Below are 17,815 nucleotides of genomic sequence, written 5' to 3' on the forward strand. Positions count from 1 at the left end.
CCAACAAAAAGCCAAAAAAAACTCATTTCTTTCAACAACCGATCAAAACTCTCTGGATTTTAATCGCGTACAAAACACCCCCGCTATATATATAAGGAAGAAAGCGCGGAGAAATTGAGAGGATTTTCTCGAATGCTGTGAGAACGCTCTCGTATATTATGCAAGTGTATTAGTTTATAACAACTCAAAAAGACACCTAAAACAATTCACTATAACTATAAGGTGTTAAAAAAACAGAACCTTTCACAAGGCTCTGTCGAACATTTATTTTCTTTTTAATCTTCTTCCAAGAATAACTATCATCCCAAAACTACATAACGCAAGAACAATCCAAGTCATTTTTTTCACTTGAACACCTGTATTCGTATCTTCTGGAGGATTCTTCTCACTTGGTTTTTCTGGAACAGATGAAGGCACATTATTTGTAAGCCATGTCACCTTTGGCTCCACCTTTACATCATATACAAGATATCCATCTATGTCGGATGGAATACTTACTAAAAATGGTGCGGATTCAAACGTATCATTTCCATTCTTTACAGAATCAATCTGAAAAACAAGATACATCCCTTCATTTAATCCACTAAACAAAGCATGACCCATACTATCTGTAAGCTGTTGATTTCCAGAAACACCTTTTTTTCTAGCATATTCTAACAACTGTTTAGCCTGTTTATTTCTAGCTTCTGCACTGGTATCATGAAGTGAAACACCACAATCCACAAATGAAGATTGCCATACCCATTTTTCATTCTCTACATATTGAATGGGGATAATCTCAAACTTAGCTCCAGACAAGATAATCTCTTCCTGATTATCTGTTCTTCCTTTATAGTCAATATCAATACTTCCCATTCTACTGTCCGCATGAACTTGAATAAGAGAGACAAACAACAAGCTAATAAGGAGTAGAAAGAGCGAATGTATCTTTAATTGTTTAATCACTTTTTCTTCCTCCTTCTCTTATCATACAAACTATATAGCATGGCTATAACAAGTCCTATAAAAATAATTCCAAGTGTTACAATCAATACCTTTGTAGTAAATGATAGTTCTATACCTGTACTAGTGTTTTTCTCAATCTTTACAGCTTCCTTATACGGAATACGATGACCTCTAACCAAGAGTCTATGCGTATTGATTGCGTATGGAGTACAAGTAACTAATGTCGCATAATCTTGTCCAGGTACGATTGATAAAGCTTCTGTTTCTTCTGGTAATACAGTAAGTATTTGATCCACTTTATATGCCAATGTCTCATCTAAGACTTTGATGTAGAACACATCCCCTTTAACAAGCTTATCCATATTCGTAAATAATGTTTTTGTAGGCAAACCCCTATGACCTGTTAATACCGTATGTGTACTTTTGCCACCAACAGGAAGAGAAGTTCCCCAGAAATGGCCAACACCAGCCTGCAATACAGATTCAGAAGTTCCATGATAAATAGGAATCTCGACTTTGATCTTAGGAATACGAATATAGCCCATCATGCCAGATCCATCTATATTTAATAGGCTTTCATATCGAGCATCCAAACTTTTTTCACCCTGAGAAAAAGGATCAATCAAATCAATATTACTTAACATTTCCTTATTGTATGCACGTGCATCTTCAAGCATCTTTTCTTTTTCTGCATTACTCAAACGAACACTTTCTGCATCATAATTCGATACAACCTTAGAACCATTCTTTTCATTTACATAACTACTGACTGTAGGATATAACAACACGGCGAATGCAACGACAAGCACAAGCAATCGAATTATATCTTTTATAGTCATTTTTCTTTTCTTATCACTCATCATTGCATTCCCCCTATTGTCATATGGGAATTGCGGCTATCAAAAGAGATAACCGCATTCCATTAATTAACAAGCTTTTCTTTTATCACGAATGAAGCTTACAGCAACTCCAAATACTAATAGAATAGCTACACCTGCAAACACGATAACACCTGCTCCACCTGTTGATGGTAGTAGTGATCCTGTACTGTTCTCGATATCGATAATTTTATCTTCTTCATTAGCATTATCCTTAGAGATAGTCCAATTATTTACATCAGCATCTGAGCTCTTAGTGATTTTAATTACGACTGGTGCTGTCAACTTATTGAATCCATCTGGTGCCTTTGTCTCTACTAAATAGTATGTTCCTTCTGCAAGACCATTAACGCGAAGGTTATATCCTTTCCCTGCAATATCATTTACTGATTCAAATTCAGTGACAGAAGAAGTTGAATCTACTACATAGTTTCCTTTGTTTCCTGAAACTGTAATTGCATTTTGACCTTTATCAGCATCATCTTTAGTTTTATAAAGGCTGAATTTTGCACCTGCTAACTTTTCATCAGTTCCAGATTTTTTCTTTAAGATATCTAATGGATAAGTAGGTGTTTTAGCTTCACTAGGTGTAGTTGTTGTTGTTTCACCTGGTTTATTACCATATTCTAATTGAGCCTTATTCTTTTCTGTTACAACGGCACCCTTATTTACTTTTGCGTAATAAGTAACAGTGAATTCTTTTCCTTTGTTGTTTTCTTGGTTAGCTTTTACCCATGTAGATAAGTCTAAACTCATTTTTTTGTTGTTTGTGGAATCAAGAGTAGCTGTTATAGGTGCTATATTAGCATCAGTACCATCAGTAAATGCAACTTTAACATTTACAGCATTTCCTGTAACAGAAGTACCATTTTCATCATTCACAAAATCTAAACCATTTGACAATTCATCGTGAATAACATATTGATATTGATATTGATCATATCCTGTTGTATCTGGAATAGAACCTGTAACTGTATATTTAACTACTTGTCCAATTGACACAGTATCTCTATCAGCAGTTTTAGTGATGCTAGGAGCTTCTGTTTTCAATTCAACTTTACTTGTTGTTGCATCTACTGTAACTAAAGAAGATTGAATTTCTTTTCCACCTGTAACATAAACTAAATAATAACCAGCAGCTAATCCTGTAAATTTATAACTAGTAACATCTCCTAATTTTCCAGAATTTGTTGTTGCAGCTAAACTATTTTGTAAAGCATATGCAGTAAAGTCATTAGCGAATTTTTGTACTTTGGCATTATTGCTTTCACCTAAAGCTGTAACAGCTTGTACAATTTGTTCATTTGTAGAATTTTCAGGAATGCTTAATACTGATGCTAAAGTTGATTTATAACTTTCATTTACTGTATACGCATAGTTTTTTGCTGTTCCTGAAGTTGTTGTACTGTCAGATTCAGTTACATCAAACAATTTATATAGATTAATTGTTTGATCCTTCAAAGTTTGTGTCGGTTCCCCAGACTTTACACTTACTGTAAGTGTACAATTTTGTTCTGCAGCAAATGCTGTAACTGTCATAGTCATCATCATGATGGCTGTCAGCATGGCTGCCGCTAATTTTTTAATTCTTTTCATTTTTTTACTCCTTTTCTTTGAATCGAATTTCTATAGCTTTTCTGCAAGCTGATTTTTCTTGTTTCTTTTTTTACCAGTAACAAGATAAATCGCTAAAAGCAGAAGACCTATCAAATAAATTAAGTATCTTCCATTACCACCTGTATCAGGTAATCCTGGGAAGTGTTTGTTGGTTATTGTTAACGTAAATCCATCTTTCGATGTTTCTGTCGTATAACCCTTTACTTCCGCTTCTGTAACGGAATACTTGTAATAATGTATGGTTTTGCCATCTTCATCTGTCTTGTAAGCTGGTAATCCTTTGATTACTTCCTTCCAAGTCGATTTATTGGCATCACCCTTTATTTCGTAACTCTCATATCCTGGAACGGTTTCAGTTTTATCCTCACCATTTTCTTTCCAAGCACGAGAAATTGTTACCTTAATACTTTTTGGTCTTAACTTGCTAAAATTATTCAAGTCTTTCCAGACCTTATTGATTGTTAATTTTATTTTCTTATCACAAGGATCTTGTGACTCTGAAGGTTCAGGTGTGTCACTTTCTCCTGTGTTTAAATTTGTTTTTGTATCTGACATCAATACAGCTTTCGCATCAGATTCATATGCATTTAAATCTACTTTTTCTGAACCACTCGAATTCGTAATCTGAGCATTTTGTAAAGCATCATACTTATCAACTGGCTTCATATGTCCTAATGTATAGATGTTCCAGCCTGTTGAAGCATCCTTTGAATACTTCATATTTAATATTGTTGTATTCTTTTTAATTTTATCTAATGCCTTATCTAACTTTCTATAGATACGATAGTTATTTTTCTCTCCCTCAACATTTGCCTTTGTATTAAATGCATATACTGAATCGAGTTTACTATTTCCACTGAAAGGTCCAATTAGATTAGAAGTACCGCGAACAACATCACATAAATACATATCATTATTTTGTAGTAAGCCTTCGTTGTTGAATCCGACAAAGCCTCCACTCATACCTTTATTACCAGAACCATCTTTATCATTATCAGCACCGCCGCCAAAGACATCATAGCCAGAACTTATTCCGTAAACTTGACTGCCCGTAATCTTTGTACGATTGGCCTTAATCAAACTTACACTGATATTCGATTTTGCATCGTTGTCATTTAAAAGACCATTTTCATCGCATGGAAGCTTAATCGAAGAATCTCCAATTGTTATGATTGCAAAATCTGTTTGTTGGTCATTATCCTTTGATTTTTTAGATAGTCCAACAGAAATATCCAATCCAAGTAAGTTTACATGAAGTAAATTTCCCTTATATAATGCTTCTACTTTAACGATTCCTAAATTGATTTTCAATAAATCTAAATCTTGAATCTTATCCAAATATAGTGCTTTTACAAGTCGGTTAAGAACTGCAAACAATACATTTACAGGACCAGAATCTAGTTTTGCATCTGCCAAATACGCAAAGCTAGTCTTTCCTACAAATCCACCCGCAATTTCATTGGATGCGACTTGTTTTAAGCCAAGAGAAGAATTACTACTATCTCCAGCTGTACAATTTGACATTCTAGCTAGGTTTGCATAGCCAATAAAGCCTCCGGCAATCGGTTGTTCTCCACCCGTACTTTGAACAGTATAGCCACCATTGATTCCTGTAACTGTAGAATCATCAATGTGAGAGCCGAAGACATCCATGACTCCTAAAGCACCACCTAAAAGCTGGCCAGTATTGTTGCCAAGAACATCAATCTTATCTGCTCCAACAACTCCACTCTTACCAGAATATCCGACAAAGCCACCAACACTATTCAGACCTCGAACATTACTTAAGTTCGTTACTGTACTGTTTTTAACTGATCCATTTAATAGTGAACCACCAAAACCTCCAGCCGTTCCACTATATGTAACCTCATTATTCTGACCATACTTATTAGCAACATTTGCACTAACGCTAAGACCTGCATCTTTACTTCCACTTACATTTCCGTTATATACATAGCTTCTAAATGCATCCAGTACGTCTGCTCGACCTAGTTTTAAAAGTTTATCCAATAAAGACGTTTCACTACCTGCACTGATATTTGCAACACCTGCTACATCTGCAATTCCAAAACATCCACCAGCATATTCACCAGCCACTACAGAACGAATATTTTGGGCAGTAACACCAGCTAAAGCTTCTTCTTTTTTACCAAGTACGGTTCCTTCAAGCATTCCTGCAAATCCACCAACAGCTTTGGCATAAGAAGTGTTTTTGCCTCCACCATCATAAGCTCCATTGACGATAACACCCCAGTCATTCCATGATTCAACATCTGCATAACGGATAGTTGCGACTGTTGCATTTAAGACTTTAATAAGATCTGTAGGTGTATTTAATAAAGTACCTAGTAACTTACTTAACAATCCTTCACCACGAACAGGATCTACTGTAGCCACACTACCAGGTTTTGAACTACCTACAAAGCCTCCAACATAACTTTTACCATCTACTCGTTTAAGCTTTGTGACCTTACAACGCAATGTGTCATCACCCCAGATTTGTCCACCAATCAGTTTTCCAACATAGCCACCCGCATATCCAAGTAATTCCTTATCATTTATTCCATTTGATTGAACCGTTAGACCACTTTGATAGCCTTCGACTGAAGATTGTTGAATTACTGGTACAAATACATTTAATACGTCAAGCATCTGACTCAGCGGTAATTTCAATCCTAAAATGTCTACACCACCAAGATTAGCAGCACCACCATTGATCATTTCTCCGGCAAAACCACCAGCACAACGAATTCCTTTAACTAACTTAGTATCGTGAGCCTGACCATTTGTTATAGTTCCTGTTAACATGGAACCCACATAGCCACCAGCTGCACCACCATTTGAAAGAATCGTTTCATCCTGATAGTTACTTCTTCCAGCTACAACATTGTAGCCATATACATATTGGCCAATGATTTCATTTAATTTTTCTTGGCTCTCTACTTTTCCAATCTGAGCCAAATCACTACCATAGCCACTATACTTACCAACATGTTCAACCCATGAATTCCATGTGTTTAAATCCACTAAAGCAAGAGGTCCATAAACAGCTGTGTTTTCTTCAGTTGGATAAACAACACTTAATGCCCCTAAGATGTTATCAACTTTTACTAAGTCCCATAATAGAGATAAGCTTCCAGCACTTGCCGTATCTGCCGATTCCATTAAACCAGTAAATCCACCCGCAATCTCTTCTCCGTAAACAGATCGAATACGAACAGCCTTACAAGTACTTATTGGTCCAGTGTAATTTTGACCCTTCCATGTCTCTGTATTATTTCCCCAGATATGACCGCCTTCATTATGACCAGCATAACCACCAGCCATACCTCTTTGAGTTGTTGTAGTAGAAATTGCATCTGCACGAACTGCACCACCACAAGGAATACAAGTCGTAGAACTATTTCGAATCGTAGGAACAAAATCCTGCGCTAAAGAAGCAAGTGTTTCTTTAGTCTTAACAAGACCCTCTAAAATAGATGTTTCACCTAATACATTTGCCACACTACCTGGCTGTAAATCTCCAACATAACCACCAGCTGTAATCTGACCAATAATATATGAGAAGTTATAAGAATTTGAATTCTGAATATGACCGCCAGAAATCTTTCCGGCAAATCCACCAGCATCTCCTAATACATCATCTGCAGAAGCATCAGAAGCTGTATTTTCCCATGAAGCTTTAACTGCAAATCCTCCAGGACCTCCAGTAACATCAGAATGTTCTATTGTAGAAACTACAACATTTAATGCATCAAATACATCATTAAGACCAATCGCCGTACCTAAAACACTCAAGCCTTTTCCAACCGAAGCAGCAGAGCCAATATTCATATAACCAATATATCCACCGGCATATCTAGCTCCTGTTACTGCATATGTACTGTTGTTATCAAAATAGGTAGGTGCCTTATCAATCTCTAAATTATCTGGAGCTTTTACTTTTGTATTTTTTAAATTTGTTACATCACAATGACTAACTTGAACTCCACTGCCATAGCCAATAAAGCCACCTGCACTACCAGAATTTGTATCATCTGATTTAATTTTATTAGCCGTAACTGTAAATCCATTATCAGATTTAACTCCTGCATATTCAATAATTGGAACATATGCATTGATCAAGTTAACAAGATCTCCAATATTTATATTTAAACCATTAATATTTCCTAGAACACTAATACCTTTACCAGCATCCGCCAAAGCGCCAGAATAAACATTTCCGCCAAAGCCCCCCGCATAACTTTGACCATTTACAGAATCTAAGTTGTATACTGCATAATAATCATTTTCCCCACGAGCACTATTATCCACTGTTCCACTTTGGAAATCCGCTGCAAAACCACCAGCAACATCCGCGGTAACACTTCCTCCATTCACAAAGGAAACGGTGCAATTTGTATATTTAGGAATCAAATATCCTACAGCACTTACTAATCTATTAGCCTCAATCAATGATTTAATTGAAGTATCATCGGCAACCTCTGCCAGGCCACCTGTTTTTGAAATAGCCACAAATCCAGAAGCATAACCACCATTATCTGCAGCCTGTACAGATTTAAGATTTGACACATGAGAATTTTCTACTTTTGTACTTCCACTTTTTGCGATAAAACCAGAAGCACTATAATCTCGAACCGACTCACCTTCACGAGAACCCTTTGCGTGTACCGTAAATCCATTTGTGACTCCATTCACATTTACATTATTAATCTTAACTTCGATAGCTTGTCCTAAAGAAAGCAAATGATTCAATTTCAATACATGATTCAAACCTAATAGGTTAACAGTTAATCCACCATCTGTTCCAGCCAAATCGCCAGGACCAGAAAGACCAATAAATCCACCAACATAGTTATTACCTTCAACTGAATTAAGATTATCAATCTTTACAGTTTGAATTGAACCACCAAGCGCATCACCAAAACTACCGCCAACACGCTCATTTCCTTCAATTCTTAAATCATTGCCACTTATATAAACATTGTCTACAGTAAACGCAAGATAAGATGCAACGCCAAGCGTAGTATTTAATAATCCAGCAACACTAGCTGTACCCATCGAGCCAGCAATACCGCCAACATAATCATTTCCTGTTATATTTGATAATCCGGTCAAAGATACACCAAGTACGGAAACAGAACCAACATCATAAACATTATTTTTCCAATATGATATTTTCTGTAAATTATCTTTATTAGATTGTGCTATATATGCACCATTACCTCGACCTGTAATACCACCAACATAATCTTTACCACTCACTGTAAGTGAAGCATTCATTGAACATCCTAAGATATGTGATGGATTTACACCAGCTAAAGAAAGTAAGGATGAAGTGGCTCCTGGATTACTACTTATCAGTTGTACAACAAGATCAACTACACCACCAAGCAAGTTATCCTTTGTATCAGCTTTACCTAAGTCAGCTGCCCATCCAAGCGATGCAATACCGGCAAAACCACCAGCATAATTTCCAGAAGCTGTTACAGTGAGTGCATTATCCGATTTAACATTACAATTGACAGTTGATGCATTGGCCAATCCACCGGCAAAACCACCAATATAACTTTCACCAGAAACAGACACAACTGCATTATTTAATGAACAATTTAGAAGTAAACTTTCCGTATTCATCTTAGGAAGTTTTGTCTGTATATCCAATGCCCCTGATAGTGTTCCTTCAATCACATCATCACGAGCTAGACCAACAAAGCCACCTACAAAATTCTTTCCACCAATTGTATTCGTGCCACCTGTTACAGAACAACTCTCTACAATAGCACCCTTTTGCATGCCAATAAATCCACCGGCATATTCTTTATCGGATGCTGTTGAAATCGTTAAACCATTTACATTACAATTCACTATCTTCGGATTGATATATCCTGTTGGAATTAACTTTCCTAAAGGAATTGCGTTCCCTAATAGAATCTTAATTAAATCACCTAAGCCTAAACCTGGGATGACATTTAAAATATTTGTTAATAATTTAACCAAATCCCCTAAAGCATTCGATAATCCATCGTATTGAGTTGAACCAACGGCATATCCAACAAAACCACCTGTATAGCCATTCACATTTTTTACATTTGCATTATTGACTTCAATATTTGAAAATTCAACCTGTCCTTCAACTCGCCCAGCAATTGCTCCAGTTGATAAAGCTGTAGGATCTTTTTTACGTGCATCTAAAACATCACCTAATGTTTTGCCTAAATCAATTTTCACTTGACCAAAAGTTAAAATAAATGTTAACCCACTCAACAATCCACCCAATAACTTTCCTAGAGTATTTGTAAGTGTACTTACTAATGTAGATGGATAATATGTTTCATTGGTTGTTGTATGAACTTTTAGATTATCAAATTGAATATTCGATACTTTAACTAAACCTTTGCTTAGACCGATATCCTTTTCACTTACTTCACTTGAAATTGTGGAAAAGAACCCAACCCCCATTTGTTCACCAACATTAATCTTAGTTGATTGATTTACAGTTACATTTGATAACACTGGTTTATCAGTTGTATTTAAAACACCATCTTTCCAAAGTCCATCTTTTTCTGCAGATTTAGCACCAATCATTGTGCCTTGGAAAGTAAGTGGAGTCCAATCTGAACTACTTAAATCAATATCACGGAATATAATATAATTTCCATTCGGAGAATACGTTAACTGTTTCTTTTCTCCAGAAGCTGCATATTTGATATCTAAGTCTGGATCAATTTTTCCTGTCTCTTGATCAACACCGCACTGACCTCTCATATGAATAGAACTTTCACTACTTATACTTTTATTTGTATCTAAAACAGTTCCAAATATGAAATCTTGTTTTCCGTTCTGTTCCTTCTTCAAGTCGGCATCGCCACCATACAACATGATAGGCTTGCGTTGCGTATCTGTATCAATTTTCCATGTAAGTCCATCTTTATATGCTTGATATACCGCACCATTCACAGGAACATATTTATCATTTTTCTTTACACCTATTGCTCTTAACTGTTCTTCATTACCAATTAAGATATAGGTTTTACCATCTATTTTCTTTGTAATTTGGCCCTTAAAATCACGACCCTCAGTATCTGTTGTTGCAGGATTTATGCTTAACTGATCCGCAATCAATTCAGGTTTGTCTGAACTGAAGTTCTTTGAAAGGACATAATTATGATTTTTACTATAAGTTAAATAATCTTTGTCTTCTCCATTTGGATAGATCATTTGTCCCATACCAAACTGTGGTGCATCATAATCCAATGACATTACAGGCTCTTTATCTGAATCTTCTTGATTCAATACCATTAATTGATACGGATTATAAATATAGATTGTATCTGTTTTCTTATCATATAAAGTAGGAGTTTCATCTTCTTTGATTGCTTCTCCCTCTATCTTTCCTGTAAAGTCATCCTTTACATTCCAAATTGATTTTGTATCCATTTTGATTTCATTCATCAATAGATACTGAGCTTCCTTACCATAAGTAAGCTGAGTTCCTTTATTTACTACAATGTCTCCAGTTCCAATATCCCCATCTTTATCTTTTGTATAGACAAAGGCATCTGAACCTATTTGTTTCAATTGATCATAATTGTAAATAAGAATTTTTCCATCTTTATAATATTCATCCAATTTTTCTGTTGTTTGTGGAACATCCTGCACTTCCTGTACTTCACTTGTTTCTGGAGTTGTTTCTTGTACAACCTCTTCTGTAGGAGTATCCTCTGTTTCTTCAGCACTTACCATATGAATCTGTGTTATAAAGGTAGTCATGCAAAGAATGCATACAAGAAAATTGGATGTTAACTTTCTTATCCTTCTCATACAGCTTCCCTCTCACTTCTTTTTATCCAATTGTTTTGGCTTGAAACCTTTTTAAAACAATGAAGCAGTTCGTCTGAAAACTTGCCACATTCACCATTCAAAATCATTTGCACTGCTTGGTCATGTTCTAGCTTTTTCTTATATGGACGAACACTAAGAAGAGCATCATAGGCATCTACTAAACCTACGACTTGCGCACTCAAAGGGATATCTTCACCCTTTAATCCATCAGGATATCCTGTACCATCATACCTTTCATGATGATGTCTACAGATTTCATAACTATATTGATTCAATTTTTCTGTTGTTAATCCTTTTGGAAATCTCTGCGTCATTTCAGCACCAACCAAAGGATGCTGCTTTACAATATCCATCTCTTCCTTTGTTAGCTTTCCTGGCTTATTCAAGATTTCAATTGGAACACGAACCTTACCAATATCATGAATAGGAGCTAAATGAGTCACGATTTCAATATCTTCGTCTGTAATTCCATATTTTGGATAATCCTTTTGAAGCTGAAGATACATCTGTTGCGTATAAAAACTAATATCATCGTGATATTCTTTATCCACTACATTATTATGATTTAATACCGCTACTAAAAGAGTTACCATGTCCCAATATTGCTTCAACATGACCTTCTCTTTATTTCTTAATTCCTGTTCCATACTTACAATGGTATTTTGGAAAATCTTATTATTATGCAATGTGATTATCGCCTTATGATTGTCAGTATCCACATATTTCTTGGCTTCCATCCAAATATAAGAATCCTTGTTCAATCTACGATATGGAAGATCTTCTTCTATACAAGAATCCACTTTCTTTAGTTCATTCAACAATAAGAAAGATTCAATCTTTTCTTGATCCGATTCAAAGACAAACCGATTGACATAGTTTTTTATAAATTCATCATAACTATCTATAATCTCAGATTGGTCATACACATCCTGATTGTGTGAATATACACACTCATAGCTGTTCTTCTTTAGATTGACTTTTAGTACAACATAGAAACGCCCAAAATATTCATCTTTACCTGGACGAATCAAATCTGATACCTTAATATTTTCTAATTTATTATTATATGTATTTTGTACATCCAATAAGACCTTGTGTACTCTACAATGATTTACGGCATTTCTAGAACAAAAACCATCTCGTTCTAAACAACGGTTGATAGCCATTGTTTCTTCCATACAAGAAATGATTTCCTTTAAAGAAATATCCTCTGCTCTTTTGGCAAGAGTATATCCACCCTTTACACCTTCACAGGCTACTATAATATTGGCGTCTTTTAATTTTTTTGCGATCTTAGGAATATACGTTGTTGCAATGTATAGCTGCTTTGATAACTCAGAAGTAGAAATCATCCCATTATGCGTTGCTAAATAACATACAATTCGTATCGCATAATCAGTCGAACTCTTCAGCTGCATTGCTTTACCTCGCTTTAACTAAACTCTATACAGTCCTAGTTTATATTAAAAAAATTGTGTTTTTATAACTGCATGTTCATTATAGCTTCTATTAAATTTTATTATAATGCACAAAACATGTAAAAATTTTGGCGTTTTAGTGTAAAAAGTGTTCCATTTGTAACAATTTCATTTTATAACCATAAAAAAAGAGAACCATATCCAACGATATGATTCTACATCGCTTCAACCAATCTATAGGTAATCAATCCATTTCGTACAGCCAACATTTCTGCTGGATTATCAAAATCCATACCAGATATTTCTTTAATCTTTTCTAGACGATACGAAACTGTTCTATAATGAACAAACATTTTTTTAGAAGTTTGTTTCAAACTTTGCTTGTTGTTAAGAAAACATTCGAGTGTTTCAATAAGACTTCCATTTTTTTGTTTATCGTATTCATACAATTTTTGTAAAGATTCAGGTACATAAGATAGTAATTCTTTCTTATCACTAACCTTTACAAACATTCTAAAAAAGCCTAACTTTGAACATTCAACAACCGATTTATTTTCGTCACCTATTACTTTACGAATAACATGAATATATTCCAAGGCTATTTTAGAATCAGAAAACGATTCCTTTAATGCATGGTACCCTTTTACTTTTTTACCGATTCCTACTATAAATTCAGCATTCGCATGTCGCTTATCCAAATCACTTTGAATCTTCTTTTGCAGTTCTTCAATTCTCAATCGAAGTTGAAGATTACTCATCTGTTCATCTTTCTTGCAAATATAAATAATTTGGTTTGTATTACTCATCGTATACTTTTCTGGTAAATCACGTAAAAATTCCTTTTCTACGATTTCCGTTTGTCTTAACTGTTCACTCGTGAATCTTTGATTATTATTTCTTGAAAGCAAACGAAAAACAACAACACGAAGATCATCCGTATCCTTTAATCCAAGAATATTCGCAACATCATCCTCTTCTTCATTTGATAACGTACCAACTAATAAGCGATATTCTAAATCTTTTTGATACTTATTGTTCAACTCTTCCTCAGCAGAAAGGCGCATCATTGCAAACTGTAAAGATGTAATTGCATCTTCCATACCACAAAAATCCATACCAGTTAATTCATTATTTTTTTCAGTCATCACAAGATAAAAATATCGACCATCAAACAATTGTATCTTATTGATATATTCTACATATTCTCTTTTTTGTATAAAGTATTGATGCTTAGTTACGATATCTGGTATATAGCTTTTTACATTTTGAGCAACATTAAAACCTGCAGGATTTTTTTCACTCGATGCGTAACAATCATAATTACTACTATATAATGCAACTGGATTGTCTAACATTTTATTAAGTAAAACTAATAGTTTTTCAATCACAACATTCAAATCAGATTCATTTAATAAAACATCACTAAAATTTTCATGTGTCAAAATAAAATATGAATAGTTAGCAAGCTCCTCATCAAACACTTGTTTTAATATATATTTAACAATACGCCAAAAATATTGATTTTGTAACATTTCTAAAACCGGAATTCGATTTTCTTCACAATACTCCAATAAAATATCAAATAAATAAGATGGAATAGATTCATTTCGCATAATAATAAATCCACTAATTTCCTTTTTATTTAACTCTTCCAAATGAAAAAGAAACTGATCTTTACTCATTTTTTCATACACATTAAGACTCGTTAAAAGTATTTCCCCACCAATTATATGCTTCTCTGTATCTGATTCTTTAACAATTCTAATTCCTTTTATTTCTCTGTCTACCCCCCCCGAGATTTTTGCCTATTAACCGAATCTGCAAATTTTCATTTGATTCAAGTAAATTTTTTATGGTATACAAATTACATCCCACACTTTCATATTTATGACACAAATACTGTATTGTATTTAAATGTTTTACCTCCATAATTCTGGTTATATTTCCAATCAATATCGTTATTTTAATTATAGCATAGCGTGTAGCAGATTGTAGCTTTGATTCACGTCGTTTTACAATTCGTTAATATATTCCTGTCATATACTAAAAAAAGACTCTTTCGAGCCTCTATTGATTGTTTCTAACTATAGTTCCGTATTTTAACTGTCCGTCCTCATACACAAATGACCACTGTTCTTGAGTGTCATTAATATTTCCGTTAAGGTCTTTAGAATAGTACGCAAACCATACTTCATCGTCTGTTTTTTGTGTAATATGGTCAAAGAAATACGTAGCACCGATGAATCCATCAATACGATATCGTTCATAGACCTGTCCATTTTCTTCCCAGAACGGAGTCTCTTTAAAGGCATTTGTATTTACATCCATATATGGGATTGGGTATCTTCTAGAAAAATACTGATACCATACGTTCTCAACATCTTGTAACGAGTGGATTCTTGGATCAGTAATTAACATATTTCCATTTTCTCCTGAACTTTCAAAGAATGTTCCTGCCATAAACCAATAGTATGTATGCCAAAAGTCATCACGATGGTCATTTGCATAAGCCAGAAGTTCTTCATCCGTATATAAATCAGACAAAGTGGTATCAACAACAGGCTTAGCTTCAGATTCTTCAGGCAAGCTGACTGCTTCCTGCTTTGATTCCTTCTTTTCTTTCTTCTTCTGAACTGCTTTCTCATCCTTTTTGTCTTTGTTGTTTTCGCATGCACATCCAGACAAAGTCAATACAGCTGCTAAAACTGCTGCGATTATCCTATTTCTTTTCATATTCCCACCATTTTCCTGCTATTAGTATATCATCTGGATACAAAACAAACAAAATCTCGATTGACTTCATGCAACCTCTCAATCGTCATGAAAATTTTTGGATTTTGCTCATAAAAAAAGCATCTATACAAGATGCTAATATATGCCATTCTCGGCTGCCGTTAGTTTTTTTCTACCTCTACTTTTTTCAAAGTGACTTGTTGCTGACTTAGGACAATCGGTCAGAACCCGAAATAACTGCCGTTAGTTTTTGTTTACCTCTACTTACCAATGGTTTTTATCATTAATAAGCGACTTGTTACTGACTTAAGACAATCGGTCAGAATCCTAATAAAGAGAATGACAACAATAATAACATGTAGATAGAATCTCTATCTACACTTGTAATATACAATATATAGTGCGAAATGTAAATGAATTCTATACTGTAGTATTTTTAATATCTAAACAAAATCCCGGCTAATCCCAAATACCATCTCAATCGTTGCGAGTTTGTACATTTTGAGTTTTGTTCAGGGAAAAATGTTTGAACAAAAAAAAGGAGTGAAACCACTCCTAAATGTTAATATCCAACATAATTGGACAATGATCAGAACCATAGATGTCATCTAGAATCTTGGAATCCACGATTTTATCCTTCAAATCATTCGATACGAGCCAATAATCCAGCCTCATTCCAATATTGTTCTCTCTTGCCTGACCTCGATAACTCCACCACGAATATTGGATGGTTTCTGGATTTAAAACTCGATATGTATCCACCAAGTTACTCAACAAATTCTCTTTAAAACTGTCTCGTTCTTCATCAGAGAATCCTGCTGTGCCACGAATCATGTCAGGATACGGAACATCAATCTCATTATTAGCTACATTGAAATCACCGCAGGCCATAACTGGTTTATCTAAAGACTTTAAGTAGTTTCCAAATGCTTCATCCCATTCCAATCGGTAATCTAAACGCATTAAACCATCACCTGATGTCGGTGTATAGACGGTTACAAGATAGAATTCTGGATACTCCAGAGTAATGATGCGACCCTCATCATCGAATTCAGGTACATTTATACCGTATTTAATGGATAAAGGCTTCTTTTTACAGAGAACCATAGTCCCACTGTACCCTTTACGCTTGGCGCTGTTGATGTATTGATACGGGTAATTATCCGTATATGATTCGATTTGTTCTGGATGAGCCTTCGTCTCCTGAATACATACAAAATCTGCATCTAATTCATCCAGAACATCCGTAAAGCCTTTCTTCATCACAGCTCGAATCCCATTCACATTCCACGAAATAAGTTTCATAAAGCGACACCTCCTTGTATTTGTCAAGTATATGTTATTACACAAGATACAGATAATTCCAACAGCCGTTCCCGTCACGAAACCCAAACAAAATCTCGGCGAAAAGAGTTTACGCCATTCCAAAACAAACAAAATCCCGTTGAACACAAACAAAATCTCGATTAACTTTAAACAGCCTCTCAATCATCATGAAGATTTTTGGGTTTTGTTCAGAAAAAACCAAATGCACAAAACCCCTCTTCAAAGCTTCTGAAAGACTTTCTCATTGTAATTGAACGATTTCTAGGCTTTTTTATTTGGAATCCGACGGGAAAATGTTTGGATTTGCAGCAAAAAAACAAGCAGTAGAAATGATAATCTACTGCCTTTTGTGTTTATTTTGTAGGTTTCTTGTCTTTGATTTCCTTCTTGTACTTGTAGTAAGTCGCTCTAGGAATGTCGAGTTTTTTAATCAGTTCAATATCTGAATAGGTTCCATCGAATGATTTTGAATACTGCATAATCTGCTTCTTCATATCCTCAGCCTTTGGGATGTTATAAACAGCTCCTTTTACTCCACCGATTTGAGAACCGTTCTTCTTGGCTGCCATTAGTGCAGCTCTTTTTAGGCTGGACGACATTTCCTTGCTCCATCGAGCCTGCTCAGCACAGCACTTCAGACATCGTATGACATACTCCCCAATCTTCCTTTCAGGCGGTTTGACGTCCAAAGTCTCAAACAATTCCCTGATAAACGAAAGATTACATTCGGGTGTATTGATAAAATAAATGTCAATGCCTCTGAAAAAGCATTCCACATAGAATTCAAAGAAATCCTCTTCATTTCTGAAATCTTTTAACGTCATGAAATAGTCGCAGAAATATATTTTGCTTCTCCAATCGATACGTGAAAGATACTGCGTTAGTTCATCCGAATTTACACTAACCAGTTGAATATCATGGTAAAGTTCAAACAGATTAGGCATCGTCTTTCCGTTCTTTTTTTCTTCTTCTGATGTTTTGAAATAATATCGTTTCATGGCTTTATTATATTCTATTTTCTAAATCATGACAATTGTTAACCTGTAAAAAATC

Annotated in this window: 9 protein-coding genes; all 9 read right to left on the minus strand. The window is 34.9% G+C overall.

The window, feature by feature from the left end; all coding sequences use genetic code 11:
* Nucleotides 1-264: 264 nt before the first annotated feature.
* Nucleotides 265-945, minus strand: coding sequence for an isopeptide-forming domain-containing protein (locus tag EUBIFOR_RS09710; protein WP_003865867.1), 681 nt, complete (start codon nt 943-945; stop codon nt 265-267).
* Complete coding sequence (locus EUBIFOR_RS09715) at nt 942-1,805, minus strand: class C sortase (protein ID WP_208853811.1); 864 nt, start codon at nt 1,803-1,805, stop codon at nt 942-944. The genes EUBIFOR_RS09710 and EUBIFOR_RS09715 overlap by 4 nt, the downstream gene beginning before the upstream one ends.
* A gap of 66 nt (nt 1,806-1,871) precedes the next feature.
* Nucleotides 1,872-3,419, minus strand: a complete 1,548-nt coding sequence (locus EUBIFOR_RS09720) for a SpaH/EbpB family LPXTG-anchored major pilin (protein WP_003865869.1) — start codon at nt 3,417-3,419, stop codon at nt 1,872-1,874.
* Between the two features lie 30 nt (nt 3,420-3,449).
* Complete coding sequence (locus EUBIFOR_RS09725; RefSeq protein WP_147587417.1) at nt 3,450-11,264, minus strand: Cna B-type domain-containing protein; 7,815 nt, start codon at nt 11,262-11,264, stop codon at nt 3,450-3,452.
* A complete protein-coding gene (locus EUBIFOR_RS09730) occupies nt 11,261-12,703 on the minus strand; it encodes an Rrf2 family transcriptional regulator (RefSeq protein WP_003865871.1) in 1,443 nt (480 codons plus the stop codon). The genes EUBIFOR_RS09725 and EUBIFOR_RS09730 overlap by 4 nt, the downstream gene beginning before the upstream one ends.
* A gap of 215 nt (nt 12,704-12,918) precedes the next feature.
* A complete protein-coding gene (locus tag EUBIFOR_RS09735; RefSeq protein ID WP_003865872.1) occupies nt 12,919-14,385 on the minus strand; it encodes a PucR family transcriptional regulator in 1,467 nt (488 codons plus the stop codon).
* 385 nt (nt 14,386-14,770) lie between these two features.
* Nucleotides 14,771-15,436 carry a hypothetical protein gene (locus EUBIFOR_RS09740; RefSeq protein ID WP_003865873.1) on the minus strand — a complete coding sequence of 222 codons (666 nt, stop codon included), beginning with the start codon at nt 15,434-15,436 and terminating at the stop codon, nt 14,771-14,773.
* A gap of 555 nt (nt 15,437-15,991) precedes the next feature.
* Nucleotides 15,992-16,741 (minus strand): exodeoxyribonuclease III, encoded by a 750-nt coding sequence (locus tag EUBIFOR_RS09745; protein ID WP_003865874.1) that lies wholly within the window; start codon nt 16,739-16,741, stop codon nt 15,992-15,994.
* A 374-nt stretch (nt 16,742-17,115) separates the two neighbouring features.
* A complete protein-coding gene (locus EUBIFOR_RS09750) occupies nt 17,116-17,760 on the minus strand; it encodes a hypothetical protein (protein WP_003865877.1) in 645 nt (214 codons plus the stop codon).
* Nucleotides 17,761-17,815: the final 55 nt, after the last annotated feature.

Origin of the sequence: Holdemanella biformis DSM 3989, assembly GCF_000156655.1 — a bacterium.
In the GTDB taxonomy this organism is placed as follows: Bacteria; Bacillota_I; Bacilli_A; order Erysipelotrichales; family Erysipelotrichaceae; genus Holdemanella; species Holdemanella biformis.

What these genes read in the sequence shown, in the direction of transcription:
- EUBIFOR_RS09745 (WP_003865874.1), bottom strand. Translation starts at nt 16,741, where the DNA reads ATGAAACTTATTTCGTGGAATGTGAATGGGATTCGAGCTGTGATGAAG.
- EUBIFOR_RS09725 (WP_147587417.1), bottom strand. Translation starts at nt 11,264, where the DNA reads ATGAGAAGGATAAGAAAGTTAACATCCAATTTTCTTGTATGCATTCTT.
- EUBIFOR_RS09720 (WP_003865869.1), bottom strand. Translation starts at nt 3,419, where the DNA reads ATGAAAAGAATTAAAAAATTAGCGGCAGCCATGCTGACAGCCATCATG.
- EUBIFOR_RS09735 (WP_003865872.1), bottom strand. Translation starts at nt 14,385, where the DNA reads ATGAGTAAAGATCAGTTTCTTTTTCATTTGGAAGAGTTAAATAAAAAG.
- EUBIFOR_RS09740 (WP_003865873.1), bottom strand. Translation starts at nt 15,436, where the DNA reads ATGAAAAGAAATAGGATAATCGCAGCAGTTTTAGCAGCTGTATTGACT.
- EUBIFOR_RS09730 (WP_003865871.1), bottom strand. Translation starts at nt 12,703, where the DNA reads ATGCAGCTGAAGAGTTCGACTGATTATGCGATACGAATTGTATGTTAT.
- EUBIFOR_RS09750 (WP_003865877.1), bottom strand. Translation starts at nt 17,760, where the DNA reads ATGAAACGATATTATTTCAAAACATCAGAAGAAGAAAAAAAGAACGGA.
- EUBIFOR_RS09715 (WP_208853811.1), bottom strand. Translation starts at nt 1,805, where the DNA reads ATGAGTGATAAGAAAAGAAAAATGACTATAAAAGATATAATTCGATTG.